Source organism: Ensifer sp. Root31 (assembly GCF_001424825.1).
Taxonomy (GTDB): domain Bacteria; phylum Pseudomonadota; class Alphaproteobacteria; order Rhizobiales; family Rhizobiaceae; genus Ensifer; species Ensifer canadensis.
In genome coordinates, this window is the sequence record NZ_LMCO01000016.1 from 104,521 (window position 1) to 131,306 (window position 26,786).

At 62.4% G+C, this 26,786-nt stretch carries 23 protein-coding genes and 1 pseudogene; 14 read left to right on the forward strand and 10 right to left on the reverse strand.

Features of this window, described 5'->3' with window-relative positions:
• The first annotated feature begins 18 nt into the window (after positions 1 to 18).
• Positions 19 to 1,341 (forward strand): MFS transporter, encoded by a 1,323-nt coding sequence (locus tag ASD00_RS16840; RefSeq protein WP_057207630.1) that lies wholly within the window; start codon positions 19 to 21, stop codon positions 1,339 to 1,341.
• A 128-nt stretch (positions 1,342 to 1,469) separates the two neighbouring features.
• Positions 1,470 to 1,754 (forward strand): annotated as a pseudogene (locus ASD00_RS16845) (hypothetical protein); the annotation flags it as partial.
• Positions 1,755 to 1,850: 96 nt separating this feature from the next.
• Here ASD00_RS16845 and ASD00_RS16850 read toward each other — a convergent pair.
• Together ASD00_RS16850 and ASD00_RS16855 are read right to left on the reverse strand one after the other, a co-directional pair.
• On the reverse strand, positions 1,851 to 2,120 hold the full coding sequence (locus ASD00_RS16850; protein WP_057207631.1) for a hypothetical protein: 270 nt from the start codon (positions 2,118 to 2,120) through the stop codon (positions 1,851 to 1,853).
• A 121-nt stretch (positions 2,121 to 2,241) separates the two neighbouring features.
• Positions 2,242 to 3,447, reverse strand: coding sequence for an MFS transporter (locus ASD00_RS16855; RefSeq protein WP_025429530.1), 1,206 nt, complete (start codon positions 3,445 to 3,447; stop codon positions 2,242 to 2,244).
• Between the two features lie 133 nt (positions 3,448 to 3,580).
• On the opposite strand from ASD00_RS16855, the gene ASD00_RS16860 reads away from it, so the two are divergent.
• Positions 3,581 to 4,156 carry a TetR/AcrR family transcriptional regulator gene (locus ASD00_RS16860; protein ID WP_025429531.1) on the forward strand — a complete coding sequence of 192 codons (576 nt, stop codon included), beginning with the start codon at positions 3,581 to 3,583 and terminating at the stop codon, positions 4,154 to 4,156.
• On the opposite strand, the gene ASD00_RS16865 is transcribed toward ASD00_RS16860, so the two are convergent.
• The 3 genes from ASD00_RS16865 to ilvD all read right to left on the reverse strand — a co-directional run bounded on the left by ASD00_RS16865 (position 4,157) and on the right by ilvD (position 11,444).
• Positions 4,157 to 4,729, reverse strand: coding sequence for a DUF2809 domain-containing protein (locus ASD00_RS16865; RefSeq protein ID WP_244496072.1), 573 nt, complete (start codon positions 4,727 to 4,729; stop codon positions 4,157 to 4,159).
• Between the two features lie 315 nt (positions 4,730 to 5,044).
• Positions 5,045 to 9,451, reverse strand: a complete 4,407-nt coding sequence (locus ASD00_RS16870; protein ID WP_162249730.1) for a cadherin-like beta sandwich domain-containing protein — start codon at positions 9,449 to 9,451, stop codon at positions 5,045 to 5,047.
• 319 nt (positions 9,452 to 9,770) lie between these two features.
• The gene (ilvD, locus tag ASD00_RS16875; protein ID WP_057207633.1) at positions 9,771 to 11,444 is read right to left on the reverse strand and encodes a dihydroxy-acid dehydratase; all 1,674 of its coding nucleotides are present in this window, start codon (positions 11,442 to 11,444) and stop codon (positions 9,771 to 9,773) included.
• 110 nt (positions 11,445 to 11,554) lie between these two features.
• Between ilvD and ASD00_RS16880 the strand changes: the two genes are divergently transcribed.
• Positions 11,555 to 12,463 carry a LysR family transcriptional regulator gene (locus ASD00_RS16880; RefSeq protein WP_057207634.1) on the forward strand — a complete coding sequence of 303 codons (909 nt, stop codon included), beginning with the start codon at positions 11,555 to 11,557 and terminating at the stop codon, positions 12,461 to 12,463.
• Positions 12,464 to 12,525: 62 nt separating this feature from the next.
• Here the strand turns inward: ASD00_RS16880 and ASD00_RS16885 are convergent, their stop codons facing one another.
• Positions 12,526 to 12,999, reverse strand: coding sequence for an Lrp/AsnC family transcriptional regulator (locus ASD00_RS16885; RefSeq protein ID WP_057207635.1), 474 nt, complete (start codon positions 12,997 to 12,999; stop codon positions 12,526 to 12,528).
• Positions 13,000 to 13,107: 108 nt separating this feature from the next.
• Here ASD00_RS16885 and ASD00_RS16890 point away from each other — a divergent pair, with 108 nt between their 5' ends.
• The 9 genes from ASD00_RS16890 to ASD00_RS16930 all read left to right on the forward strand — a co-directional run bounded on the left by ASD00_RS16890 (position 13,108) and on the right by ASD00_RS16930 (position 23,068).
• Positions 13,108 to 14,589: an aminotransferase class V-fold PLP-dependent enzyme gene (locus ASD00_RS16890; protein WP_057207636.1), complete on the forward strand. Its 1,482-nt coding sequence runs from the start codon at positions 13,108 to 13,110 to the stop codon at positions 14,587 to 14,589.
• Positions 14,590 to 14,649: 60 nt separating this feature from the next.
• Entirely contained in the window at positions 14,650 to 15,471 is an 822-nt protein-coding gene (locus ASD00_RS16895) for an MBL fold metallo-hydrolase (RefSeq protein WP_244496073.1), read from the forward strand.
• A 97-nt stretch (positions 15,472 to 15,568) separates the two neighbouring features.
• Entirely contained in the window at positions 15,569 to 16,342 is a 774-nt protein-coding gene (locus ASD00_RS16900) for a sulfite exporter TauE/SafE family protein (RefSeq protein WP_025429540.1), read from the forward strand.
• A gap of 236 nt (positions 16,343 to 16,578) precedes the next feature.
• Positions 16,579 to 17,595: an ABC transporter substrate-binding protein gene (locus ASD00_RS16905; RefSeq protein ID WP_057207638.1), complete on the forward strand. Its 1,017-nt coding sequence runs from the start codon at positions 16,579 to 16,581 to the stop codon at positions 17,593 to 17,595.
• A 20-nt stretch (positions 17,596 to 17,615) separates the two neighbouring features.
• Positions 17,616 to 19,295, forward strand: a complete 1,680-nt coding sequence (locus ASD00_RS16910) for an iron ABC transporter permease (RefSeq protein ID WP_063963282.1) — start codon at positions 17,616 to 17,618, stop codon at positions 19,293 to 19,295.
• A gap of 4 nt (positions 19,296 to 19,299) precedes the next feature.
• Positions 19,300 to 20,409 carry an ABC transporter ATP-binding protein gene (locus ASD00_RS16915; RefSeq protein ID WP_057207639.1) on the forward strand — a complete coding sequence of 370 codons (1,110 nt, stop codon included), beginning with the start codon at positions 19,300 to 19,302 and terminating at the stop codon, positions 20,407 to 20,409.
• The gene (locus ASD00_RS16920; protein ID WP_057207640.1) at positions 20,406 to 21,263 is read left to right on the forward strand and encodes an inositol monophosphatase; all 858 of its coding nucleotides are present in this window, start codon (positions 20,406 to 20,408) and stop codon (positions 21,261 to 21,263) included. The genes ASD00_RS16915 and ASD00_RS16920 overlap by 4 nt, the downstream gene beginning before the upstream one ends.
• A 59-nt stretch (positions 21,264 to 21,322) precedes the next feature.
• Positions 21,323 to 22,108, forward strand: a complete 786-nt coding sequence (locus ASD00_RS16925; protein ID WP_057207641.1) for a MurR/RpiR family transcriptional regulator — start codon at positions 21,323 to 21,325, stop codon at positions 22,106 to 22,108.
• 174 nt (positions 22,109 to 22,282) lie between these two features.
• The gene (locus ASD00_RS16930; protein WP_057207666.1) at positions 22,283 to 23,068 is read left to right on the forward strand and encodes a thioredoxin family protein; all 786 of its coding nucleotides are present in this window, start codon (positions 22,283 to 22,285) and stop codon (positions 23,066 to 23,068) included.
• Between the two features lie 63 nt (positions 23,069 to 23,131).
• On the opposite strand, the gene ASD00_RS42315 is transcribed toward ASD00_RS16930, so the two are convergent.
• Together ASD00_RS42315 and ASD00_RS40955 are read right to left on the reverse strand one after the other, a co-directional pair.
• Positions 23,132 to 23,263, reverse strand: coding sequence for a hypothetical protein (locus ASD00_RS42315; protein ID WP_272953725.1), 132 nt, complete (start codon positions 23,261 to 23,263; stop codon positions 23,132 to 23,134).
• A 482-nt stretch (positions 23,264 to 23,745) separates the two neighbouring features.
• On the reverse strand, positions 23,746 to 23,907 hold the full coding sequence (locus ASD00_RS40955) for a hypothetical protein (RefSeq protein ID WP_164474919.1): 162 nt from the start codon (positions 23,905 to 23,907) through the stop codon (positions 23,746 to 23,748).
• A 282-nt stretch (positions 23,908 to 24,189) separates the two neighbouring features.
• Here ASD00_RS40955 and ASD00_RS16935 point away from each other — a divergent pair, with 282 nt between their 5' ends.
• Positions 24,190 to 24,780, forward strand: coding sequence for a 3'-5' exonuclease (locus ASD00_RS16935; RefSeq protein WP_057207667.1), 591 nt, complete (start codon positions 24,190 to 24,192; stop codon positions 24,778 to 24,780).
• A gap of 82 nt (positions 24,781 to 24,862) precedes the next feature.
• On the opposite strand, the gene ASD00_RS16940 is transcribed toward ASD00_RS16935, so the two are convergent.
• Positions 24,863 to 25,882, reverse strand: coding sequence for a hypothetical protein (locus ASD00_RS16940; protein WP_057207642.1), 1,020 nt, complete (start codon positions 25,880 to 25,882; stop codon positions 24,863 to 24,865).
• Positions 25,879 to 26,781, reverse strand: coding sequence for an SMP-30/gluconolactonase/LRE family protein (locus ASD00_RS16945; RefSeq protein ID WP_057207643.1), 903 nt, complete (start codon positions 26,779 to 26,781; stop codon positions 25,879 to 25,881). The genes ASD00_RS16940 and ASD00_RS16945 overlap by 4 nt, the downstream gene beginning before the upstream one ends.
• Between the last annotated feature and the right edge of the window lie 5 nt (positions 26,782 to 26,786).

Here is a 26,786-nt window from a genome sequence, read left to right on the forward strand (position 1 = left end):
AATCGCCGGGAGGAATTCATGAGCTCGGTCGTCAATCCTACGTCTTCAGGCCTTGAGCGGGACGCCCGTCGCATCCATGACGACAAGCCACTGTCACCAGGCAGCATCGCCATTGGCGTGGTCATCGGCCGCATGTCGGAGTTCTTCGACTTCTTCGTCTACGGCCTCGGCTCGATCCTGGTCTTCCCGAAGCTCATCTTCCCGTTCGCTCCCAGTCCGGTCGCGGCCACGCTGATGTCGTTTGCGATCTTTCCGCTAGCCTTTATCGCGCGTCCGGTCGGCTCACTCGTCTTCATGTGGATCGACCGCAACTACGGCCGCGGCACCAAGCTGACCATCGCCCTTGTCATCCTCGGAGGCTCAACGGCCTCGATTGCCTTCCTGCCGGGCTACGAGACCATCGGCTACTGGGCGGTGGCGCTGCTGGCGCTTTTCCGACTTGGACAGGGTTTTGCGCTCGGCGGCGCATGGGACGGGCTTGCATCCCTGCTCAACCTCAACGCACCGCCGGACCACCGCGGCTGGTATGCGATGATCCCCCAGCTCGGCGCGCCCATCGGCTTTGCCCTCGCCAGCATCATCTTCTGCTATTTCGTCGCCAATCTTTCCGAGGAGGATTTCCTTTCCTGGGGCTGGCGCTACCCGTTCTTCGTCGCTTTTGCGATCAACGTCGTGGCGCTGTTTGCCCGGCTGCGCATCGTCGCCAGCAAGGAATTCGGCGCGGCGATGGAGGCACAGGAGCTGCAAGCCCGGCCAGTGTTCGAAATGCTGAGCAAACACGCGCTGGACGTGGTGCTCGGCGCCTTCGTGCCTTTGGCAAGCTTTGCGATGTTCCATCTGGTGACGATCTTCCCGCTGAGCTGGGTCATCCTGAACGGCGGACAGTCGGCTGCCCGGTTCCTGCTGGTCCAGGTCGCAGGCGCAGCCGTCGGCGTGATCGGCATTATCGTGTCGGGCCTGATCGCCGACCGCGTCGGCCGCCGCAACGAGCTGATGATCGGCGCGACACTGATCGCTATCTTCAGTTTCTCCGCACCCTTCCTTCTTGACGCCGGCGGGGCCGGGCAGGACGCCTATATCCTAATCGGCTTTGGCGTCCTCGGCCTCACCTTTGGCCAGGCCTCCGGCGCTGTTTCCTCGCGCTTCACCCAGTACTACCGCTACACCGGAGCGGCACTCACCTCCGACCTGGCTTGGCTCGTCGGCGCGGCGTTCGCACCGCTGGTGGCGCTTGGACTTGCGACCAGCTTCGGCATCGTCTTCATCGGCGGCTATCTGATCTCCGGTGCAATCTGCACGCTGGTAGCGCTCAGCCTCACCCGGGCGCTCGACCAGAACTGATCCGCCCTTGCGGCGGTTCGGCTCCGCATCTGACGCTACCGTCCAGCCTGCCTTTGCGTTCTTTTGAATGAACGGGGAATAATCCCTGACGCCGACCGTTCTTCCGCCCATCCGAACGGAGAACGGGCATGTTGCACTTTTGGAAGAAAGAACCGCCACGCATCCAATTCCTCTGCCAGCCGGAAGACCTGGGGGTCATCGCCCCGCCCGTGGCCGCCAAAACCAGTCTGCCGGAATGGTATCGCAGGCTGCCCGCAGCTGACCCGCAGCACCTTTCCGCCAGAGACAATGGGCTGACCATCAAGCGCTGCATGCCATTCCTGGACGCGATGACATCAGGCTGGATCCTGCCATTGGCCGCCACGGTGCGTCTCGAAATCCGCGACGACGGGCGAAACGTCGAGGCTGGCTGGTATCGAAAGATGGCACGGGCCACGCGCTGACCTGCTGCCAACGTCAAAAAGCGGGGACCGGTCCACCGGTCCCCGCTCAATTTTTTTGATCATCTGTCAGCGCGTATGCCACAGCTTGCCGGAGCGATACGTGCGGTCTGAGCCGTTCGAACTGGAATTGGACGAGCTGTTCGATGATGAATTCGAGCTGGAGTTGCTCGACGAGTTGGAGGAGCTGTTGCCAATGATCGTGCCGTCGTTGTGGCCGCCCGCCTGCCTGCCGACGGATTGCACCGGCGCGGTGCTCTGCTTTGCCTGCGCCTCAGTGCCGGCAAGGGCGGTTACGCCGGCGATGAGGGCGGCGCCCAATTTCCAGTGGTTCTTCATGCCCGTAACTCCTTCTTGAAAAGCGAACCGGTATCTCCGGTCCGAAGGAATAACGGGCGTCACGAAGCTCTATTCCATCGTGAAACACTTTCCTCGCTCGAACTAAGGCGTCGACGATCAATCACGAAACCGCCGACACCCCTGCCCGGCGCTCGCGGCTTGCCATCAGCCCTCCAACCGCGGTGACGATGATGACGGCGGCGTAGATGTCGGTGGTCGTTTGATAGCCCAGTGTCTTTGCAAGAAACCCTGCAGCCATCGCCGGCAGACTGAAGGCGAGATAGCTCTGGATGTAGAAGGCAGAAAGCAGCCCGGCGCGCTCATCCGCCTTGGCGAGCGGCATGATCGAGCCCATGATGCCGAGGAAGCTGGTGCCGAAACCGACTCCGGTTAGCAAGGTGCCAAGGGTCATGACCGGCACATTTGCGAGGTGCGTGCCGGCAACCACGATCAGCATACCGGCGGTCGTGGCCGAGACGCCGAAGGCCACGTTTGCCCGGGGACTGCGCGAGCGGCGCAGGAAGACGCTGACGGCACCGGCTGCCATCAACGTGGCGACAACGGCTCCACCGGTCAGCGGTGCCCGGCTGCCGGTGACGGACGCGACGAGCGAGGGCATCAGCGAGAGATAGAAGCCCCCAAGCGCCCAGTTGGCGATGTTGATCGGCGTCACCAGTGCCAGCGGTCGCTTGATCTGAGGCGGAATGGCGATCGTCGGCTTCAGCGAAGACAGCGCGCCGCTGCGTCTGCCGCCGGTCTCCGGCGTCAGCCATATCGCGAGCGCCAGCACTGCAAAGCCGATCAGGAGCAGGCCATAAACGAGGTGAAGCGGAAACGGCCCGTATTGAATGAGCGCGCTGGTGCCCAATGCGCCAACGGCCATGCCGATCAGCGGCGCGAGCGAATTGACGAGCTGGCCCCTGCCGCGATCGACGTCGACCAGCGACGCACCGATAGAGGCGCCCGCAATGCCGGTCGCAAACCCCTGGACGATACGCGCCGCGATCAGCCAGGGCGGTCCGTCGGCAACGACGAAGAGCGCCATCCCCACGATTTCGAGAAGCAGCGCAACGAAAATCACCGGCTTCCTGCCGAGATGGTCGGATATCGAACCGGCGATCAGCAGGGCGGACAGAAGCGCGAAGGCGTAGACCGCGAAGATGCCGGTCATCATCACGGGCGAGGCGGCAAAGCTCTCCTGGTAGATGCGGTAAAGCGGCGTTGGTGCCGCCGACGCGCCGAAGAACGTGGCAAGCGTGACCGCGTGGAAGGCGATGGGGTTGGCGGCCGGACCGCCACTCTCACTGGATTTGGCAGAGGAGAACATCTATATAGCCCTTAACGCTAAATCGTTGCGTTTAGGTGATGTAGGGACGAACGCCGATAAAAGCAAATAATTTGCGTTTATGGTGCAGTGAAAGTTTCTGATCCATGCGCAGCACGCGGAAGGAAGGGTTGGAATGGCAGGCAGGGAAGGTCCCCGTCCAGGCGGGCGAAGCGCCAGGGTACAGGCGTCGGTGCACGGGGCCGTTCAGGCTCTGATGACACGAATGGAGCGCGCAGAGATCACCATTCCGATGATCGCCGTCGAAGCGGGCGTCACGCCCTCGACCATCTATCGCCGTTGGGGCGACATCCAGGAACTCCTGGCAGATGTCGCTGTCGAACGGCTGAAACCCGACATGCAGCCGGTCGATACCGGAAATGGTGGCAAGGATCTTCTGGCCTGGGCCGAACAATACGCCGAGGAAATGTCCTCGAAACCCGGGCGTGAGATGATACGTGACGTGCTGGCAGCGCAGGACGGCAGCGGCGCCTATCAGTGCTGCAACTTCACCAAGCAGCAGATTGAGGTGATCGCAGCACGCGCTGCGGACCGTGGCGAAGCATTTCCTGAGGTCGACGCCGTCATGGACCGCGTCGTCTCACCGATCATGTACCGCATCCTTTTCGGCGAGGCGCCGGATACGGCACATGTCGCGCGTCTGGTCTCGGGCGCAATGGGACTGGTTTCGAAAGCGCCCGCTTCCGTCTGATCAAAGCGCGTATGCACCGACGTGACGGCGGTGCCGGAAGCGGCCGAGCATTGCGATGGCCAACACGAGGACCGCACCCAGCGCATAGGCGAGCACATCCCACCAGTCCGGCGTGGCTCCAAGCACGATCCTCAAGACGGGATTGGAAATGCGGATATCGAAACTGGCCGCCAGATACTGCGCAAGCTCGATCGCCACGCCTAGCAGGAAGGCGATACCGGCGAGCAGCTGGGGTCGAGCTTTCACCGCCGATGCCAGCGTGCAGTACACCCACATCACGGCAAGGACATCGCCGGAAAAACTGCGGACCCAACCCCATCCGGCCCCACGCGTTGCCAGCACGACGAGGACGACGAACAGAAGGATGGAAAATAAGAAGGCGGTACGGTTGAAGCGGAGTTCCATGGCAAGCGATGTAACCACACGCGACCCGTCTGTCGAGCGATGCGGATCGGCAAATGGCGCGTAGTCGTCGGCCGCCGTCAGAAGAGCAGAGGCCGGCAGCACAACGCTACTGAGTTCGGAAATCTCGCAGCCGTTTACGCCAGCTGCGTTGTCCTTCACAAAATCCATCAGCCATCCCGCAGGCCTCATCTGACGCTTCCGTTCGATTTGGGGCTATAGGCCGCATTCGACCCTGCTGCACGCGTCGAGAGCAGGCGGACGAACGATCAGCAATCCGCAATTGAGCGACGCAAGGAAACGTCGAGGAGGCTGCCCGCCGAAGACGGCTCGTCATCGAAATAAGGCGGTGCTCATTTTCGATCGAACAGCCGCTATCTCTGCGACAGCGGCTGCGGAAAGTCGTGCAATCTGATCTTTTTGCCAGGGATTCGCATCGTGCGTTTCCGCTTCAGGCGGAGCCGCGGAAACGCACGATGCGACACTCTAGAATCGTCCGCCGACCCCCAAGCGCGCACCAGCATAGGTCTCACCATCGCCTTCCACGGTTACGCGCAGGTTTGCGTCGACAACCCAGCTCTCGTTCGCCTGCAGAGACAAACCAGCCAACACCGAACCGAACATGCCATTGCCATCGAGACCGGAGTACCCGGCCGCGGCACCGAGCCGTGGTTTGAGCGTCATGTCGTTCTCCAGTGTAAACTGCCGCTCGATCTCGGCCCCGAGGCTCACCCGGAACTGCTCGAGGGTGAATCCTTCCAGAGCGACATCGCCGCCAGCCACATTCTGAATGCCGTAGTCTTCGACATTCTCATTGAGGTAAACGGCGCGCAGCTTCGGCATCACCACCGTCTCCTCATTGAGGTCCCATTGGCCGGTGATGGAGCTGTCCCACATCCATCGGCTGCTATCGAAGGAGCCGTCGAAGAAGGCGGTATCGATATCGTTGCTGGAACCGCCATAGAGAAGACTGGTATTGAAGAAGATGCCCGTCACCAGTTCGAGCGACGTATACGGTCCGGCAAGCCAGCCTGTGCCACGGATCTCGGCGTCGTCATCCGTCGGATCGGTCATATGATCGAGATGGAACGAGAACCCGACCAGCGCCTTTTCGTTGAGCAGATAATCAACGCCGACCGAAAGAAGGCCAAAGCCGCCCCACCGATCATCGTTCTGCTCCCGATTGTGGAGCATCATCGTGGCGTCAAGCCATGCGTTGAACGGCGAAACTTCGCCGCCTTCGATACCGTCTGCAGCGTTTCTCGCCGCTTCGAGCTGAGCCAAGCTGGTGGCAAAGCTCATGCCGACCCCATCCGTCGAGGGCGACAGACGCATCGTCACCGGGTCGGTTCCGGCCTGCAGTCGGCGCCGCTCCAGCAGGCCCGGCACCTGGATGCTTGACGCCAGGAGATTTTGCCGGGTCTGGACAAAGCCTCGCACCAGTGAATCGATCTCGCCGATGACGGCATCTGCGTCGAAGCTCAAGTTGTAGGTGATCACACCGACATTCGACGCTCCGGCGGCGGCCGTCAGCTGGTATCCGATCTTTGCCTGGCCGGAGAAAGCAGGATCCGGTGTAAACTTCAGGTAATAGCCAACCGGAGCGAATGCACCGACCTGGGCCAGCTCCCCCTCGATAATCTCCGCTTTGCCGGCGTTGGCGGGGCTCACGGTAAGGACCTGCGCGTCGCTGAACGGTCCACCGGTCGCCCCGCCATTCAAATACACATTTGGCGGCGATGAGCCCGCGGGAACGTTGACGATCTGGTCGGCGACGCTGACCTCGCGAGCCGTGACCTTCAGCGTATAGGCGGCGCTCGCCGTGCTGCCGGCGGCATCGGTGACGGAAACCGTAAAGCTGTAATCCGTGACCTCGGCATCGTTGCTCAGCGGTCCGGTCAACTCGCCCGTGGAAACGTTGAGGACCATGCCCTTGGGAAGGGTGCCGCCGCTCACCGCGTAGAGCAGAGCGCCGGTACCTCCCGCGGCCGATATCGGCTGCGCGTATTTCTCGCCGGCCATCGCCGGTGGAAGAGCGCCCGCCGCCGGCGTGAACGTGAAGTTGGCCGCTGGCGCGGCGCGGGTGACGGTCACCGTATAGGTCTTCACGGTGCCATCCTCCGCCGTCACGACCGTGGCCAGCGTATTCGAGCCGACTGAGAGCGGGATCGAGGCAGAAGCTGCGCCGGATGCGACCGGCGCTCCGTTGACGGTGACTGTCGCCGCCGCATCGCTTGCCACCGGCGTCAGCGTCAACGACGCCGTCGCATTTGGAACCGACGCCGTATAGGACGTCGCGCCGGACGAAAAGGCCGGAGACAGCGTGCCGATGCTCAACGACAGGCCCGACAGATTGGCGTCGGTCGAAGCGGCAAGCGCACGGGTCACGATAACAGTGTAGCTCGTCTGCGTCGTACCATCCCCGGCCGTGACCACGGTCGTCACCGTGTTGGAGCCGACCGCAAGCGCTATCGCTCCGGACGCGGTGCCCGACGCGACGGCCACGCCGTTGACCGTCACCGTCGCCGTTGCGTCACTGACCAGCGGTGTCACCGTCAGCGACGCCGTCGCGTTGGAAACCGAAGCCGTGTACGACATCGTGCCCGATGCGAATGTCGGTGACAGCGTGCCGCTGCTTAGGCCGAGCCCGGACAACTCGGCGTTCGTCGAGGCCGCACGAGTGACCGTCAGCGTGTAAGACGTCTGCGTCGTGCCATCCTGGGCCGTCACCACCGTCGTGACGACGTTGGTGCCGACCGCAAGCGTGACGGAGCCCGAGGCAGCACCCGACACGACTGTTACCCCGTTGACAGTGATGGACGCCGTCGCATCGCTTGCGGTCGGCGTCAGCGTCAATGAGGCCGTGGCATTGGGGACCGAGGCCGTGTAGGCCGTCGTGCCCGTCGCAAACGCCGGAGACAGCGTGCCGCTGCTGAGCGACAGGCCGGACAGGTCTGCATTCGTCGACGGCGCGCGCGTCACTGTGACCGTGTAGGTGTTCGTCGTACCGTCCTCGGCTGTCACGACCGTGGTCAGCACATTCGGACCGACCGCAAGCGCGATCGAGCCGGAGGCAGCGCCCGAAGCCACCGCCACGCCATTGACGGTGACCGTTGCGGTCGTATCGCTGACATCAGGCGTCACGGTCAGCGACGTCGTCGTATTCGGAATGAAAGCCGTGTAGCTGGTTGTGCCGGATGCGAACGCCGGAGACAGTGCGCCTGCACTCAAGCCCAGGCCGGACAGGTCGGAATTCGACGACGCAGCACGCGTTACCGTCACCGTGTAGGTGTTCACCGTCGTGCCATCCTGAGCGGTGACGACCGTCGTCACGACATTGGCTCCGACCGCAAGCGCGATCGTGCCCGAGGCTGCACCCGAAGAGACGGCCACCCCATTGACCGTAATCGTCGCTGTCGTATCGCTTACCCCTGGCGTCACCGTCAGCGACGTCGTCGCATTGGGGACCGAGGCCATGTAGGTGGTCGTACCGAACGCAAAGGCGGGAGATAGCGTGCCGGCGCTCAGGCTCAGGCTCGACAGGTCGGCATTTGCAGAGGCGGCCCGCGTCGCCGTTACCGTATATGTTTTCGTCGTACCGTCCTGGGCCGTCACCACCGTCGTCAGGACGTTGGTGCCGACCGCAAGCGCGATCGTGCCCGAAGCTGTACCCGTCGCGACGGCGACCCCATTGACTGTGACCGACGCCGTCGTGTCACTGACCGTGGGCGTCACGGTCAGTGATGCCGCCGCATTGGGAACTGTAGCCGTGTAGGAAACCGTGCCGGAGGCAAAGGCCGGCGACAGCGTGCCGGCGCTCAAGTCCAGGCCGGACAAGTCGGCATTTGCCGAAGGCGCGCGTGTCACCGTAACGGTATAGGTTTTCACGGTCGTGCCATCTTCGGCCGTGACCACCGCCGTCACCGTGTTCGAGCCGACATTGAGCGCAATCGCACCGGAAGCCGCATTCGAGGCGACCGGATCGCCATTGATCGTCAATGTCGCCGCCGAATGGCCGATCATTGACGTCACCGTCAGCGACGTCGTCGCGTTCGGCACCGACGCCGTATAGGATGTCGTTGCTGCGGCAAACGATGGCGATAGCGTGCCATCACTCAAGATCATGCTGTCGAGGTCGGCATTCGACGAAGCCGCACGGGTCACGTTCACCGTGTAGGTCTTCGATGCCGTGCCGTCTTCGGCCGTCACCACCGTGGTCAGCGTGTTCGAACCGACGGAAAGGGGGATCAGGCCAGAGGCCGTCCCCGAAACAACGGCCACTCCGTTGACCGTGATGGTCGCCCCCGCGTCATTGACCGTGGGTGTCACCGTCAGCGACGCCGTCGTATTGGGAACAGAGGCCGTATAGGATGTCGTGCCCGGCGCAAACGTCGGAGACAGGGAGGTTCCGGTCAGCGACAAGCTGGCCAAGGTGGCATCCGTCGACGGCGGTGCTACGCAACTCACCGTCGCCTGTATCGTCGCGCCGCTGACGTTACTCCAGGCATAGACGACATACTCGCCGCTGGCGGGCACTGTGTGCGTGCCGGTCAGGTTGAGTTCACTAACCGATGTTGCGTACTCTTCAACGATGATACCGTAGTTTGTCGGGGGACCTTCCGTGTAGAGCGCAAAACCCGCTCCGCTATAACGATCATTGCCCGCATTCAAACTGCCGGAAGTCGTCGCGTGATACGTAATCGTTTCGCCAGCATTCAGAAGGAGGGACTGATCCCATAGCTCAGCTCCGGCCGCGAGCATTTTACCCGTACCCCAGGTCGAATTGATCGCCGTACAACCATCTGACGGAGCGGCCATCGCCACTTGCGGCACACACAACGCAACGACAAACAGGGCGAACAACGCCCACAGAACAGAAACGAAACGCGACAAGATCTTACCCCTCCCGCATGAATCACCAGCGGGCTTCCCCAGCACACAACTAGCAATTGGGCAAGAGCGGGCCAAGCCCCATTTCAAATATACGTAAAGTCGCATTCTCCTATCGTTAGCCGCCCTTTAACGAATAGGGCCGGCAGCGCCTGCGGGGCTTTGGCTGGGCAGGCGCTTGAAAGTCGCAGTAAGGCAGCATGGGTCTTTTCATGAGAGCATCGGCCCGAAAGACCGACGCCGTTTCAGACTTTGGAAACAACAGCATGGCGTTTTCGCAGACCCGGCACATCTGAGCGACGGACCGAAGCCAGGATGACATTCAGCCGGTGACCGCCCCTTCGTTGGCCGGGCGCGCCAGCGCTGCAAACTTTGCCAGCACACCGCGTTTGTAGCGCGGTTCCGGCTGCCGCCACTGGGTGCGCCTTCTTGCCAGCTCTTCCGGATCCACTTCGAGTTGCAGCAGCTGCTGATGGGCGTCGATGACGATCCGGTCGCCCTCTTCTACTAGCGCGATCGTGCCGCCTTCAAAAGCTTCCGGCGTGACGTGGCCGACGACCATGCCCCAGGTGCCGCCCGAGAAGCGGCCGTCGGTGATAAGGCCGACGCTGTCGCCGAGGCCCCTGCCGATGATCGCCGAAGTTGGCGCGAGCATCTCGGGCATTCCCGGGCCGCCCTTTGGGCCGAGGTAACGTAAAACGAGGATATCGCCTGGCCTGATCCGGTCCGACAGGATGGCATCCATCGCCGATTGTTCGTCCTCGAACACGCGCGCGGGCCCGCTCATGACTCGGCTTTTCAAACCACTGATCTTGGCGACGGCACCGCCTTCGGCCAGATTCCCCTTCAACACCGCGAGGTGGCCCTCGCGGTAGATCGGTCTTTCATAGGGCCGGATGACATCCTGATCCGACCGCGGCTCGTCCGGAACGGCTGCAAGCTCTTCCCCGATCGTCCTGCCTGTGATCGTCAAACAGTCGCCATGCAGAAGACCTGCATTCAGAAGGATCTTCAGCACCTGCGGCACGCCGCCCGCCTTGTGCAGATCGACGGCCATGTATCTGCCCGACGGCTTGAGGTCACAGAGGACGGGGACCTTGCGGCGAACGCACTCGAAGTCGTCCAGTGTCCACTCGACTTCCGCCGCATGCCCGATGGCGAGGTAATGCAGCACCGCATTGGTCGATCCGCCCGTCGCCATGATCAGGGCCACGGCATTTTCGATCGACTTGCGCGTGACGATGTCCCGCGGCTTGATGCCCTTCTTGACCGCCTCGACCAGGACCTTGGCGGATTGAGCTGAGCTCTCCATCTTCTCCTGGTCTGGATTGGCCATGTTGGACGAGTAAAGAAGCGACATACCAAGCGCCTCGAAGGACGAGCTCATGGTGTTGGCGGTGTACATGCCACCGCAGGAGCCGGTCGACGGGCAGGCATTGCGCTCGATGCCGTCGAAATCCTCCTCGCTCATCTTGCCCGCCATGAAGGCGCCGACGGCTTCGAAGGCGGAGACGATCGAAAGGCTTTGCCCCTTCCAGTGGCCAGGCTTGATCGTGCCGCCATAGACATAGATCGCCGGCACATTGGCGCGGAGGATACCGATCATGCCGCCCGGCATGTTCTTGTCGCAGCCGCCGAGCACGAGCACGCCGTCCATCCACTGTCCCTGTACCGAGGTTTCGACGCAGTCGGCGATGACCTCGCGGGACACAAGCGAATATTTCATGCCTTCGGTGCCCATCGACATGCCGTCGGAAATCGTCGGCGTGCCGAAGATCTGCGGATTTGCACCGGCAGCCTTGATGGCAGCGACAGCGGCGTCGGCCAACGGCTGCAGCCCGGCATTGCAGGGCGTGATCGTCGAATGACCGTTGGCAATACCGATCATCGGTTTGTCGAAATCGGCTTTCTCGTAGCCGAGCGCATAATACATCGCCCGGTTGGGGGATCGCGCGACACCTTGCGTGATGTGTTTCGAGCGCTCGTTGTAGGCCATGATTTGCTCCCTCGGTTCATTCAAGGTCGAGTTTACTGGCGTTCAGCAGGCCTGTGAAATATACTTTTTTCGCACAAATAAGTCGTAGAACATATCAATCGGAATGCATCATGGATTTGAGGCAACTTCGCCAATTCGTCGCCGTCGCCGAAGAGCTGCATTTCGGCCATGCGGCCGCTCGCCTCAACATGACCCAGCCGCCGCTCAGCCAATCGATACAGGCACTGGAGGGGGAGCTGAAGGTACAGCTGTTCAAGCGCACCAAGCGGAACGTGGAACTGACATCTGTCGGCAGGCAATGGCTCGCCCATGTCCGCCAGGTGCTTGACGGGGCGAACGGCCTTGCCGACACCGCAAAAAGGCTGTCACGCGGCGAGATCGGCCACCTGCGTTTGTCCTTCGTCAGCACAGCCGACTATAGCGTTCTGCCCGACATGGTCAGCCGCTATCGCGCGGCCTATCCGCATGTGGAACTGACGATGCGCGAAGCCACCAGCGATATCCAAATCGAGGCGTTGCTCGACGAAGAAATCGATGTCGGGCTGATCATTGCCCCCAGCCAAGCGTCGCTTCATCCTGCCCTTTCCTACCAGGCTTTGCTGCGGGAACCGCTGGTTGCCGCGGTGCCGACGGCCTGGATCAACGAAGGACGAAAGGGGTTTGCTGGAAAAATCCTGGAGCCAGCCGACTTCTTCAAGGCGCCATTCATCGTTTTTCCACGGCGGGCGGCACCGGCTTTTCACGATATCGTCTCGGGATATTTCGCCGAACATGGGCTGGCGTTCACCGCCTATCAGGAAGCCATCCAGATGCAGACGATCGTCGGTCTGGTCGCATCCGGGCTGGGGGTGGCGCTGGTGCCGCAATCGATGACCAATCTTCAGCGGCGCGGGGCAACCTATCTGCCGCTGGCCGGCAGCGTACCGGAGGTGGAAACCGGCCTTGCGTGGCGCAGTTCGGACCAGAATCCGGTACTCGACACCTTCCTTGCCGCGGCGGTACCGGCCGATAACAGGTGACCGCGCGTTGTCGGCTGGTAGGGCGCGCAGCGCAACGGCATCCCTGGAACATCAAGTGCACGCTACCGCATCAGGCCGCGCAGGTCGGGCATGCGGTTGCTGATGATGGTTTCCATCGAAAAGAAGCCGGTGACCGTCATCAGGTCGAAATCGGTGATGAGCTTCTGGTAGAAGGCGTCATAGCCAGCCATGCCACGCGTCACCACCTTGATCAGATAGTCCCAGTCGCCGCCGATCCGGTAGAGGTCCGTCACCTCCGGCAGACGCTCGACATGCTTGCGGAAGTTGTCGGCCCATTCCTTGGAATGATGGCGGGTGCGGATCATCACGAACACGGTAAGGTCGAAGCCGAGCGCTGCGACGTCGATTGCGGCATGGGTACCAAGCACAAGCCCGCTGGCGTTCAACCGTTGCAGGCGCCGCCAGCAGGCGTTCTGCGACAGTCCGACTCGGTCGGCCAGATCACGCTGCGAAATCGTGCCGTCCTTTCGCAGGCAGGACAGGATCCGCATATCAATTTCGTCAATCTTTTCCATTTCAGCGATCACATGACCCGATTTTGACTCGCAGAAGCATAAGAATGATGAGGTTTGCATGCAACCGATCGATTAGACTTATCGTCTGTCCGACTCCGGGAGGAAACGATGACGACGCCGTGCCCACGCCAGCCCTATCTTACCGGCCCGCTCGAAGCATTTCGAGAAAGCCTTGCCGGCGACAACGCAATCGCTGACCTGCGGGCTGGGCTTGTCGGCAAGACTGCAAAGATCGACGGTCCCTTCGGCGTCAAGAACCTCGTCTATGCCGACTATGTCGCATCGGGCCGGGCATTGATGCAGATCGAGCATTTCATCCTCGAACAGGTCCTGCCCTATTATGCCAACAGCCACACCGAGGCGTCCTACTGCGGCGGCTCGATGACCAGGTTGCGCCGCGACGCGCGTGCTGTGATCGCCGCCTGCTGCGGCGCCGGACCTGAACACGCCGTCATTTTCGCCGGCTCCGGCGCCACCGCCGGCATCAATCGGCTGGTGAGCCTGCTGGGTGTTACCGAGGCGGTCGCCACCGGTCGGCGCGTGCGCATCCTAATCGGGCCCTATGAACACCACTCCAATATCCTGCCCTGGCGCGAAAGCGGTGCCGAGGTGGTCGAGATCGCCGAGTGTCCGGCTGGTGGGCCGGATCTCGCTGCACTCGACGAAGCGCTGAAGCAACCGGCCGATCTCGTCGTTTGCGCCTTTTCCGCCGCTTCCAATGTCACGGGCATCGTCACCGATGTTGCGGCCGTCACCCGGATCGCGAAGGCGGCAGGCGCAAAGATGGTGTGGGACTATGCCGGTGCTGGACCCTACCTGCCGATCGACATGTCGCCCGAGGGCGCTGCTGCGATTGACGCGGTGGTCATCTCGCCGCACAAGTTCATCGGTGGCCCCGGTACGTCAGGCATTCTGGTCCTGCGGCGTGACGCGGCTGTCACCGCCAAGCCATCCTGGCCCGGCGGCGGCACCGTCAAATTCGTTTCGCCCACCGGTCACGACTACAGCAATAGCCTCGAGGCGCGCGAGGAGGCCGGCACGCCGAACGTCGTCGGCGATATCCGCGCCGGACTCGCTTTCCTCGTCAAGGAAGCGATCGGTGCCGAGGCAATGCAGACCAGAAACGCCGAGCTGACCCGTCGCGCTATCGCCGCATGGCAAGGCATCGAGCGGCTGGAATTGCTCGGTCCTCTCGGGCCACAGCGGCTGCCGATCTTTTCCTTCCGCGTCAAGGACGGCAAGGGCGGCCATGTCCACCAGCAGCTCGTCACCCGCATGCTCAGCGATCGCTTCGGCATTCAGGCGCGCGGTGGCTGCGCCTGTGCCGGTCCCTATGTGCACCGGCTGCTCGGCATCGATGACGAGGAATCGCAACGCCTGCGCGACGCCATCCTTGCCGGACAGGAAATGCTGAAGCCGGGTTTTGTCCGGTTGAACTTCAGCGTCCTGCTCGCCGACGAAGAGGTGGCGTTCATCCTCGACGCCGTCGCCAAGCTTGCCGCCGACGCAGCCAGCTACGAGCAACACTACGATTTCGACCCGGCGCGCGCCATCTTCTTCCCGCGTGCAGCGCTTGCAGCGGAGGCCTGAGGCATGGCGAGGCCTGACATTGCGGCTTTCTTCGACCCGCGAACCTGGTCCGTGCAGTATGTGGTCAGCGACCCGAAAACGCGGGCCTGTGCGATCATCGATCCGGTGCTCGACTTCGACGAGAAATCCGGCGCGATAGCGACAGGCAATGCCGACCGGCTGCTCGACTTCGCGCGAGCGCAGGACCTGGACGTCCAGTGGATCCTGGATACCCATCCGCATGCCGACCACTTTTCCGCCGCCGCCTATCTGAAGGCAAAAACCGGCGCGCCCACGGCCATCGGTACGCACATCGTCAAGGTCCAGAAATTGTGGGCCGACATCTACAATTGGCCAGGCCTGAAAACGGACGGATCGCAATGGGACCGGCTGTTTGATCGTGGCGATACGTTTCGGATCGGCAGTCTCGAGGCCGAGGTGATGTTTTCGCCGGGACACACGCTGGCATCGATCACTTACCTCATCGGGGACGCTGCCTTCGTGCACGACACGGTGTTCATGCCGGACAGCGGAACCGCGCGCACCGATTTCCCCGGCGGCAGCGCCAACGCGCTGTGGGCGAGCATCCGCGACATCATGGCCCTGCCGGACGATACCCGTATCTTCGTCGGCCATGACTATCAGCCTGGTGGACGCGAACCGCGCTGGGAAAGCACTGTTGCACTGCAGAAGGCGGACAACATCCATTTGACACGCTATGTCTGCGAAAGCGAGTTCGTCGCGTTCCGCGAGGGACGGGACCGAACGCTGCCGATGCCCAAGCTCATCCTCCATGCCCTGCAGGTCAATATCAACGGCGGCCGGCTTCCCGACCCGGAGGAAAACGGCCGGCGCTACCTGAGATTCCCCATCGACGCCCTGCAAGGTGCCGCATGGTCCTGACGGCGCCCCGTTCGCGGGCACGTTCCGTGTCCCGGCCATCTTCCGGCTTCGGTGCATCTCGGGCGACGCGGTTCGCCCCCCAGCCCGGCGCCAAATGATGACGCTAGACCTCGTCCAATACATTCTGGCAGCCTTGAGTGGCGGTCTCGTCGGCTTCAGCCTCGGACTGTTCGGCGGCGGCGGCTCCATTCTCGCCGTGCCCCTGCTCGTCCAAGTCGTCGGGGTGAGCAACGTGCATGTGGCGATCGGCACGAGCGCCGTCGCAGTCGCAGCCAATGCGCTTTCGGGACTGGCAATGCATGCGCGGCACGGGACGGTGAAATGGCGCTGCGCGGCAATGTACTGCGTCACCGGCATCGGCGGCGCCTGGATCGGCGCAGCACTCGGCAAGGCGCTGGATGGCCAGCGGCTCTTGCTGTTGTTCGCGGCACTGATGGCCGTCGTCAGCGTGACCATGTTGCGGCGGCGCCACATGGTTGGCGATCCGGCGTCGAGCTGCACACCAAGAAACGCACCGAAGGTGCTCTCCTTTGGCGCCGGAACCGGCATCATCTCAGGCTTCTTCGGGATCGGCGGCGGGTTCCTGATCGTTCCGGGCCTGATGGTTTCAACCGGCATGCCGACGATCAACGCAATCGCCACGTCGCTGGTTGCCATTACCGCTTTCGGCCTTACAACCGGGGCAAGCTACACCTTCTCCGGTCTGGTCGACTGGCCACTCGCTCTCTCCTTCATCGGCGGCGGAGCCCTTGGCGCGCTTACGGGCTGTCGCGCCGCCCACAGTTTCAGCAAGTACCAATCGACGCTGAACCTGTTGTTTGCAGCCCTCACCTTCGCCGTCGCCATTGGTCTGGCGTTCTACGCATGGTGATAGGGCCGTCGGCGCGGCGCGTATGGCTCTTCGACGACACGCGGACCGAACAACCTGTTTGCCGGAAATTCTCTATCCTCGGCTTCATGTTCGGCTACAAATGTAGCTAATCTACATTTCTTTTGACATATGTAGATTTGTTCATTATCACGATGAGGACGCACGGCGAGTGAGACCACGAAGGCCCAGGCAGGGTTCTCGGGAGAGGCCGATGCGATCGTCTGGAGGAAATCAATATGTCACGCCGTTTCGCGCTGGCTTCAGCGCTTGTTTCCCTATGCTCAGTTTTCTCGACCGGCAGTGCCTATGCTGCCGGAATGACCGTCTATTGCCCGATGTCGGAAGACGATTGCGCCTCCGTGCTGAAGGCATTCAAGGACGATAGCGGCATCGAAGCACAGTTCGTGCGCATCGGCGCCGGCGAAATCCTCGCCCGCATCCGCGCGGAAAAGAGCAATCCCCAGGCTGGGCTCTGGCTGGCAGGTGCGGCCGACAACTTTATCCAGGCCGCCAACGAGGGCCTGCTCGCGCCGCACAAGAACGCCGGCATCGACAAGGTAGACCAGCGCTACACCGACAAGGAAGGCCGCTGGACCCCCATCTCGATCTCGCCGATCGTCTTTGCCTACAGCCAGACGGTTCTCGACGAGACCGGCGCCAAGCCGCCGACAAGCTGGAAATCCTTTGCCGACCCGGCCTTCAAGCAGAGCGTCGCCCTTGCCCACCCCGCATCCTCGGGAACGGCCTACGTGGCTCTTGCCTCGATGGTCCAGCTTTTCGGCGAGGACCCGGCCTTCGAGCTGATGAAGAAAGTCGACGAAAACGTGGTTCAGTACACGCGCTCCGGCGTCGCGCCATCCCGCATGGTCGCCAACAACGAGATCGCGCTTGCCATGGCCTATACGCAGGATATCGAGGCCGCACTCGCGCAGGGTTATCCCGTCGGCTACGCGTTTCCCGAAGAGGGCACCGGCTTCGAGGTGAATGCGGCAGCGGCAATCGCCAACGCATCCGAGGAGCAGTCGAAGGCCGCCGCCAGCTTCCTCGACTGGGTGCTCACCGAGAAGGGCCAGGCCGCCATCGGCGCAACATTCCGCGGGCCGATCGTGCCGGGCTACAAGAATCCCGAAGCCAAGATCGACCTCTCCAACGTGAAGATGATCGACTACAACTTCAGCTGGGCCGGCGAAAATCGCGCGCGCCTCCTGGAGCGCTATGAAAACGACGTGCGCCACAAGGCTGACGCAAAGTAACGCCGGCAAGGAGCCCCGCCATGACCCTCGTCTCGCAAGCGACCCCGTCCGGGCGGACGGGGGCATCGCCGGCCTTCCTGCGCAAGATCGTCGTCGATCCCTGGTTGTTCGGCATTTTCGCCGTCGTCACGCTCTCGGTGCTCGTCTTCGCCGCCTTGCCGATCTTCACCGTTCTGAAGCAGGCTGTGATCACCGACCGCGGCTTCGATCTCGCCGACGTCCTGTCGAAATCCTTTGTCTGGGAATCGTTGTTCAACACGCTGCTGCTCGGCGCGACTTCAGCAGTGATCGCCACCGTGATCGGCTTCGTGCTTGCCTTCTCGGCAACACGCACGACCATGCCCGGCAAGACCTTCGTGCACGGCGTGGCGCTGCTGCCGATCATCTCTCCACCCTTCGTCATGGCGCTCGCCGTGGTGATCCTGTTCGGGCGCTCGGGCCTCATCACCCGCGAACTGCTCGGCATACGCAACGCAAACGTCTACGGCTTTCACAGTCTGGTCTTGATCCAGTCGCTCGCCTTCACGCCGATCGCCTATCTCAATATCCGCGGCATGCTGCAATCGATCGACAGCGCGCTTGAAGATGCTTCCGCCTCGCTCGGCGCCTCACGCTGGATCACCTTTTCACGGGTGACGCTGCCGCTCGTCACGCCGGCGATCCTGAGCTCGGGATTGCTGGTCTTCGTCAAATCGGTCGAGGATTTCGGCAACCCGATGCTGATCGGCGGCAACTTCAACACACTCGCGGTCGAAGCCTATTCGCAGATGGTCGGCTACTTCGACCTGCATTCCGGCGCGCTGCTCGCAAGCCTCATGCTGGTTCCCTCGATCACAGCCTTCCTTATCCACCGCTACTGGGTCAGTAAGCGAAGCTACGTGACCGTAACCGGAAAGCCGACGGCTCAGACGATCCGCATTTCCGGCATGGCCGTGGTGCTGCCGCTTTCGATCCTCTGCTACGCCATCGTGTTTGCCATCCTGCTGTTCTATCTGACAGTCATCTACGTCTCCTTCACCCGCCTGCCGGGCATCGACAACACGCTGACGACCGACCACTACGCAACGGTGTTCACCGCTGGCTTCCAGACGCTCGCCAACTCCTTGCTGCTGGCCGGCGTCGCCACGCCTGTGACGGCCATTGCAGGCATGCTGATCGCCTATCTGCTGGTCAGGAAGGCGTTTCCCGGCAGCTTCCTGCTGCGCTGGGGCACGCTCCTTTCCTTCGCCGCACCGGGCACCATCCTCGGCATCGGCTATGTCAGCACCTTCAACGCGCCGCCGCTGCTCCTGACCGGAACCGCCTTCATCGTGGTTGCCGCCATGGTGGTGAAGAACCTTCAGGTCGGTATCGAGGCAGGCTCGAACCAGCTTCGCCAGATCGACAAGTCGATCGAGGAAGCCTCGATGACGCTCGGCGCGTCCAATACGCGGACATTCTTCCAGATCACGTTGCCACTGCTCAAGCCGGCGCTGTTCACGTCACTTTCCTATGCCTTCACGCGGTCGCTGACGACACTGAGCGCGGTGATCTTCCTGGTTTCGGCCAACTGGACGCTGATCACGGTCACGATCCTGTCGCAGGTGGAAACGCTCAAGATCGGCGTCGCAGCGGCTTACTGCAGCATCCTCGTCTTCGTCGTGCTCGCCATCCTGGCGCTCATGCAGCTTCTCCTGTCGTCGACATCGCCCAAGAGGTAATCCCATGTCGAAAGTCATCTTCTCCAATATTTCCAAGCGTTTCCCCGGTGCTTCCGGTACGGCCGCGGGCCTTGCGGTCGACCGTCTCAACCTCGTCATCGAAGAAGGTACGCTGGTGACGTTGCTCGGCCCCTCGGGCTGCGGCAAGACGACGACTCTTCGCATGCTTGCCGGTTTCGAGACGCCCTCGGAGGGCACCATCACCATCGGCGGACGCGACGTTACCAATGTCCCCGTCAACGCGCGTAATGTCGGCATGGTGTTCCAGAGCTACGCCCTCTTCCCGCACATGACGGTACGCGAAAACGTCGAATACGGCGTGCGTCTTCTCAACCTGCCGCGGCATGAGATGAAGGATCGGGTCTCCTCCGTTCTTGCGACGATGGCGCTCGAAACCTACGCCGACCGCTCGCCGTCACGTCTCTCGGGCGGCCAGCAGCAGCGCGTGGCGCTTGCGCGTGCCGTCGTGACCCAGCCGAAAGTGCTGCTGTTCGACGAACCGCTCTCCAACCTCGACGCGCAGCTTCGCGAACGCATGCGCGACGAATTGCGCGCCATCCAGCTTCGCCTCGGCATCACCAGCCTCTACGTCACCCACGACCAGAGCGAGGCCATGGCGATTTCGGACCGGGTCGTGGTGATGCGCAACGGCGTCATCGAACAGGACGACACGCCGCTCAACGTCTACTCGCGTCCCGGCACCGGCTTCGTCGCCGAATTCATGGGAAAAGCAAACATCCTGATAGGCAGCGTCGAAACGACGGATGAATCCACGGTGTCGATCCGCATTGCCTCCACGGTCGCCTTCACGCTGCCGCGCGGCAACCGTGCCTTCAAGCCGGGCGAACAGGTGCGCTGCGTCGTGCGACCGGAACATATCCGTGTCGACGCCAACGGCGCGACGCAGGCAAAGGTGCGCCGCGTGGTGTTCCAGGGCGCATATGTCGAATACCTGACCGATCTGGAGGGCGGCCAGGAATGCGTCTTCCTCGACAGCAATTATTACCGCACGGGCGTGGCCGAAGTCGGCCAGATGCTGGGCCTGTCGGTCGACACTCGGCCGGTCTGGATCCTGCCGAACAATGAAGCCGCCGAATTGGGAAAAGCCGCATGACCATCAATCAACCCATCCTCCGCGATCTCCACGAGACGATCGTAAGCGTTGCCAGGGAGGCCGCGCTTGCAGCAGGTGCCGTGGCGCGCAAGGGCTTCATCGAAGCAAGCCCCGAGAACCTGCAGACCGAGCAGAAGGCAGGCTTCTTCGACATCGTGACGGCCTGCGACAAGGCGGCGGAGGCGGCGGCCTGCGACATCATCTGGTCGCGTCTGCCGCAATCGCGCATCCTCGGCGAGGAAAGCGGCTGGCAAGGTGAAGGCGAGACGACCTGGATCATCGACCCGATCGACGGCACCAGCAATTTCGCTTCCGGCCTGCCGTTCTTCTGTGTCTCGATCGCCGCCTACCATGCCGGTGAGCCGGTCTGCGGTATCGTCTACGATCCGATGCGGGAAGAGCTGTTCATGGCGAATGCCGGGCGTCTGACGCTGAACGGCGACATCGTCTCGCCCTTCTCGCGCGCAAGTAGCGACCGTCACGTCGAACTGCTGAGCAACGCCCCCTATGAGGGCGAGCGGCCCGATCTGGCGGCACTCGAGGCCTATGCCGATCTCGTCACCTCGTTTCGCGCCGTTCGGCGGCTGGGTTCCTGCGCGCTCCACCTCGCCTATGTAGCGGTCGGGCGGGTCGCCATCGCCTATGAGTCCAAGTTCAGCGCCTGGGACATTGCAGCCGGCCTTCAGCTGGTTGCCGCAGCCTCCGGCCAGATTATCGCTCAAGACGCAAACGGGCAGCGCATCGAGCCGAGCGAACAAGCGCTTGGAGCGGTGAAAAGGCTCGTTGTCGCGCAGGCCGGTTTTGACTATCAATCGTCCTGCCTGTCGAAGCTGATGGCAGATGGCAAGTTGTAGTCCAATTGCGAAAGACGCTTTATGACACGTGCACTCAAGCTGCCAATACGATGGGTCCCATGCTGGATCTGATCAGGCAATCCCTGTCCCAGTTCACGCCCGCCGAGCGCAGGATCGCGGAAGCGATCCTCGACACGCCGAGCACGGCGATCACCTGGTCGATAACGGATGCGGCGCGCGTCGCCAAGGTCAGCGAGCCGTCGATCATCCGCTTCTGCCGCAGGCTCGATTGCGATGGCTTTCCGGATTTCCGTCTGAAGCTCGCCCAGCAGCTTGCCGTTCGCCAGTCCACGGCAGCCGTGGCCGAAAGCGGGACCGATCCTTTCTCCGGTATGGTGGACGACATATTCAACCGCGCAGCAGAAGCCTTGCGCGAGGCGCGGCATGACCTCGACCTCGATTCCCTGCGTCGCGCCGTGGACCTTCTGGCGAAGGCGCGCCGGATCGACGTCTATGGCTATGGTGGATCCGGCTTTCTGGCAGGCGAAGCGCAGCATCGCATGGCCTCTCTCGGGATCGCGAGCGTCGCCTATTCCGATCCGACCTTGCAGATGGTCTCGGCTGCGCGCCTCTCCCCCTCAGATGTGCTGTTCGTCCTCTCCTTCTCAGGCCGCACGAGCTACCTGATTTCCAACATCGAGATCGCCAAGAAGTCGGGCGCCCGCGTCGTCGCCATCTCTCCCGGCGGCTCCATCGTCGCCTCGCTTGCTGACGAAAACATCAATCTCAATGCCTACCGCACATCCGCGGGGCCCCTCATCGTGCCCACCGGCCGCGCGCCGATGTATGTGATGCTGGATGTGCTCTTTGCGCTGCTGGCACCTGAACTCGACAAGGCCGATTGAACCGCGCCGGGTGAGGCGCTCCGGTCGCCGTCGTGATGCCCGGCACGACGGCGACCGGAATGCCGTCATACTTGTTACTCCCATCGTTTCGGCTTCGGTGCGAAACTACCTCCTGAGCAACAGCGCACAATCTTGGGCGAAGTCGCCCGTGCCAACGAGGAGGTTTCAAGCGCCATGACGACATCAGCGGAAAAAGGCGGACACCCCGCCATGCAGACACCACCGGTCGTATCTCCACAAGCCTGGGAAGAAGCCCGCCAGCAACTGCTGGTGAAGGAGAAAGCCCAGACCCGCGCCCGCGACGCACTGGCCGCCGAGCGTCGGCGAATGCCATGGATGGCCGTTGAAAAGACCTATGCCTTCGACGGCCCTTCGGGCAGAGCCAGCCTGACCGACCTGTTTGCCGGCCGGCGCCAGTTGATCGTCTATCGCGCCTTCTTCGAACCGGGCGTGTTCGGCTGGCCCGATCATGGCTGCAGAGGTTGCTCCATGGTCGCCGACCAGGTTGCCCACGTCGCCCACCTCAACGCCCGCGACACCACGCTCGTCTTCGTTTCGCGCGCGCCGCAGGCGGACATCGCGCGGCTCAAGGCGCGCATGGGCTGGGAGATACCGTGGTTCACCATCACCGACGATTTCGATGCCGACTTCGGCGTGGCCGAATGGCACGGTACCAACGTGTTCTATCGCGACGGCGAGCGCGTGTTCCGCACCTACTTCATCAACAACCGCGGCGACGAACAGATGGGGAGCACCTGGAACTACCTCGACATCACACCGTTGGGCCGGCAGGAGGTCTGGGAGGATTCACCGCAAGGCTATCCGCAGACGCCAACCTACAAGTGGTGGAACTGGAACGACAGTTACGTCGCAGATGCCGCGCCCGACAAGAAATGGGTCGAAGTGTCGGACGCGGGCGAAGCGGCGTTCCGCGACCGACAGGCGGGCAACAAGCCTTGAGCTTTAGCATCGTAGACAAGGCGAAACTGGCGGCAAGGGTCGTGGGGCGTCGCCTTCGTTTCGCTAATTGCTGGGAACGATTGTCGGGCTCGGGGGCGGAGCGACGTCGGCGCCCGGCCTGATGGCGAGAATGCTCAGCGCGATTGCGACGAGCACGCAGATAAGGATGAGGAAGGCGATACCGGTTTTGTCCATCGCCTTACATCAAGCCTTCAATGTGGGGAAATCGAGACGAGAGAAATGTTCCTCTCCCAATTGGTTAGGCAGCGACCGTAGGACATGTTCCGCACCCGAACCGTTCTGCACCTGTTCGGGGGATGTTTAGAATTTGCTATTTCCCGGCGCGGAACGGCCGGCCTCATCGGCATGCCCTGCAGCGGAGCGCTCTCTTCAGGCCTGGACAAGCATTGCGGCATCGATACTCGCCCGCCCCCTCCACGAGAAACTGGCGAAGGGAAGCGGACAAGGTAGGGTGCTACAGCACTTCCAGGAAAAAGTGCGAAGCGACTCTTAGACAGGAACGTCTAAGAACAAGGAGGTAGAGCGTTTCTGCCACTCAGTCTAAACTGGAGACATTCTGCAGCGCCGCGCGTCTTTTTAAACGTGCAAAGGTCGCTGTAGGACTTTGAATTGCTCCAAAGCGAATACGATTTAACGAAACATGCGGTAGTAGCCGGCTAGTCGGCGTCCATGGTTTCATCGCCGGTGCCGGTAGGATCGATATCGGGGTCGACCCCTTGTGATTGCGCGTAGGTCGTGTTGCCGGAGCCACTGGTCGCGCATCCTGAGATCGCCAGAAGCGCCGTGACTGCAATCGCCGTAAGAAATCTGGTGGGCATGGTTTTCTCCACTTGGGGGCTGCCGTTGCAGCCTGGGGTATCCGGCAGCGACCTAAGCCTGTTTTGTCCTGATCCGGAGATTCTCCTACGCTGACGGGAAACGCAAGTGGTATTCGCGCAGGATCACAGCTGTCGCGAGCGCCAGGTCGACTGACCGGAACCCTTTGCACTCTTTGCCGAATCGCCCGCACACCGCTACAGCATACTTCCTGCGTGCAAAGGGCGCGCGAAGGATGCTGTAGGGCTTTACCCTTGCCGCGCAAGACCAGTCGGGACACCACGTTGAAGACCATCGCCATTGATTTCGAAACCGCCAACGAGCAGCGCGGCAGCGCCTGTTCGGTCGGTCTGGCCTGGGTCGAGGATGGCCGGGTCGTGCGGATCGAGGAGCGGCTCATCCGTCCGAAGACCATGCGCTTCTCCTCCTTCAACATCGCAATCCACGGCATCCGCCCGGAGCATGTGGAGGACGCAGGCGAGTTTCCCGAAGTCATGGACGAATTCGCCGACGACTTTCGCGGCGCCACCATGATCGCCCACAATGCGGCCTTCGACTTCAGCGTCTGGCGCTCCTGTCTCGATCTCTACCGGCAGGATTATCCGGAACTGTCCTATCTCTGCTCGGTGAAGATGGCGCAAAAGGTCTGGCCGCATCTCGGATCGCACAAGTTAAACATCCTGGCCGGTCATCTCGGCTTGACCTTCGCACATCACAACGCTGCCGAGGACGCGGCGATCTGTGCCGAGGCAGCGATTGCGATTGCCGGGTCTCTGGGCATTTCGCAGGTCCGCGACATTCCGACCATGATCGGCATGCGGGCCGGACGGCTGTTTGCCAACGGCTACGACCCTTGCACCTGCCGGAAAAAATAAGCCCGCTGGGCAGGCATGCCCGGAGTGGTTCAGCCCGATACACCAGATCGCCCGCGAGATATGGCTTCACCCCATGATGGCTTCACCCCATGGGTGCGGCCTCGACCGAGATCCGGTAGCGCGTGACGAACGGCTGATCGGGATAGAAGGGCAGTGACGTGGGCGCGGCTGGCGATGCCAAGGGGTTGTCGGCTGACGAGACCGCCGGGCCGAAATCGAAGGCCGAGCAAACCGGCTCAACGCCAAGGGCGAGATGTTCCCCATCCCATGGATAGGCCTTGCGGCCGCGATTGCTGTACCAGAGCAACAGGCTTGGGAAATGCTCTTTCTGCCATTCAAGGCGGGCACGAAACCCCTCGTCACGGTAGTGCAAGGCGATCGCGCCATCGATGCCGACCAGCTGCAGCAGTTCCTCGGCATTCTGGTCAAGCGGAACGGACGCCGCATCGATGGTGGCGCCATCGCGGGCGTCGACGCTCTCAAGCTTCGACCATCGTCCGCCCGGCGCAAACAGCGTCGCCACCGGCTCCACGTCGCCGGGAAAACTGCGAACCTCGCCATAGGCTCCGGGCTCGAGCCTGACCGATCCGGGCCGGGGTGACAGGCGGAAGGTGGGGTGCAGGCCGATCGGCAGCCTGCAGGGTCGCCGCACCTCGATCTCGAGCGTGATGTCGACGGCGGCGGCCCGCGGGTCCGGCACGATGCGCCGGCGCAATTGGCGCACGGGATGGCCGTCCGGATAGCTGCACGTCAGGACGATCTGCCGCTCGTCGCAGTCGCCCCAACTCCAATGTGCGTTCGAGCCGTGGCCGTGCGGCACATCCGCTCCAGCGAAGGTCTCGCCAGCGTCCGACCAGCCTTTCGGCAGCGGGCGCGAGCCGTCGCTGCCGAAGGGCACGCAGGGCCATTCGCCGCGCAATTCCTGCAGGATCGGCGGCAGCGTCGTTCTGTCGGGATCCGAACCCCAGGGTGCGACATGCAGCGGGCTTACCTGTCGTCCATCAGGCAAAAGGAAAGTGACCGGCCCCAGCATGCCGCCCAGGGATTGCACCGCCAGGCATCCATGCGCCCAGGCCAGGCCGCGCCTTGTCGTCTCAGTCATCTCGATGCCGCCCCGCCAAAACGGTTCTCCGCCAGTCCGGGGGTGTCGACCGTCAGGGCATAAAGGCTGCCGGCGAGCCGTTCCCCGGGCTTTGAGAGGATACTGGCCGTCGTGACATAGAGCGTCTTCAGGTCGGCACCGCCGAAGGTGCAGGTCGTGATATTGGTGACCGGCATTTCGATGATCTCCGCCACGGAACCCTCAGGCGATATGCGCGCGATGCAGCCGCCGCCGAAACGGCAGTTCCAGAGATAGCCATCGCTATCGATCGCCGAGCCGTCAGGTGAACCGCGGGAGAAGTCAGCAAGGAATGTCCGTTCGTTCGAGATCGAACAGTCCGCTATTGCGTAATCGAAGGCGTAGATCTCGTTGGCGAGCGTATCACCGAAATAGAAGGTGCTGCCATCGGGACTCCAGCAAAGCGTGTTGGAGATGCCGAGCCCATGCCGCCACTCGCTCACCGTTCCATCAGGCGCGATGCGGTAGAGGATGCCCTCGCCTTCTGCCGTCTCGCCAAGCTCGCCGTCGGGCAGAACATTGTTCTTCATCGACCCGACCCAGAAGTTTCCCGCCGGGTCGGGACGACCGTCGTTCAGGCGCACGCGCGGATATCCGGGCAAGCGGAAGCCGTGATCCTCGCGCCGGTCGGTTTCCGGCCACCACCAGACGAGTTTTGAGGCTAGCGCCAGAAGCAACCGCCCTGGCTCGTCGGTGAGGGAGACCGCCACCACCGGCTCGTCGAATATCCAAAAGCGGACCGAACCGCTCGCCTCATCATACCGATGGACGAGAAATCGATTGACGTCGCTCCAGTAGAGCGCCTGCTCGGATGCCGACCAGACGGCGCCCTCGCCGCATTTGTCGCCGACCGGGGCAACACAGGTAACCGACCTCACCATCCGCG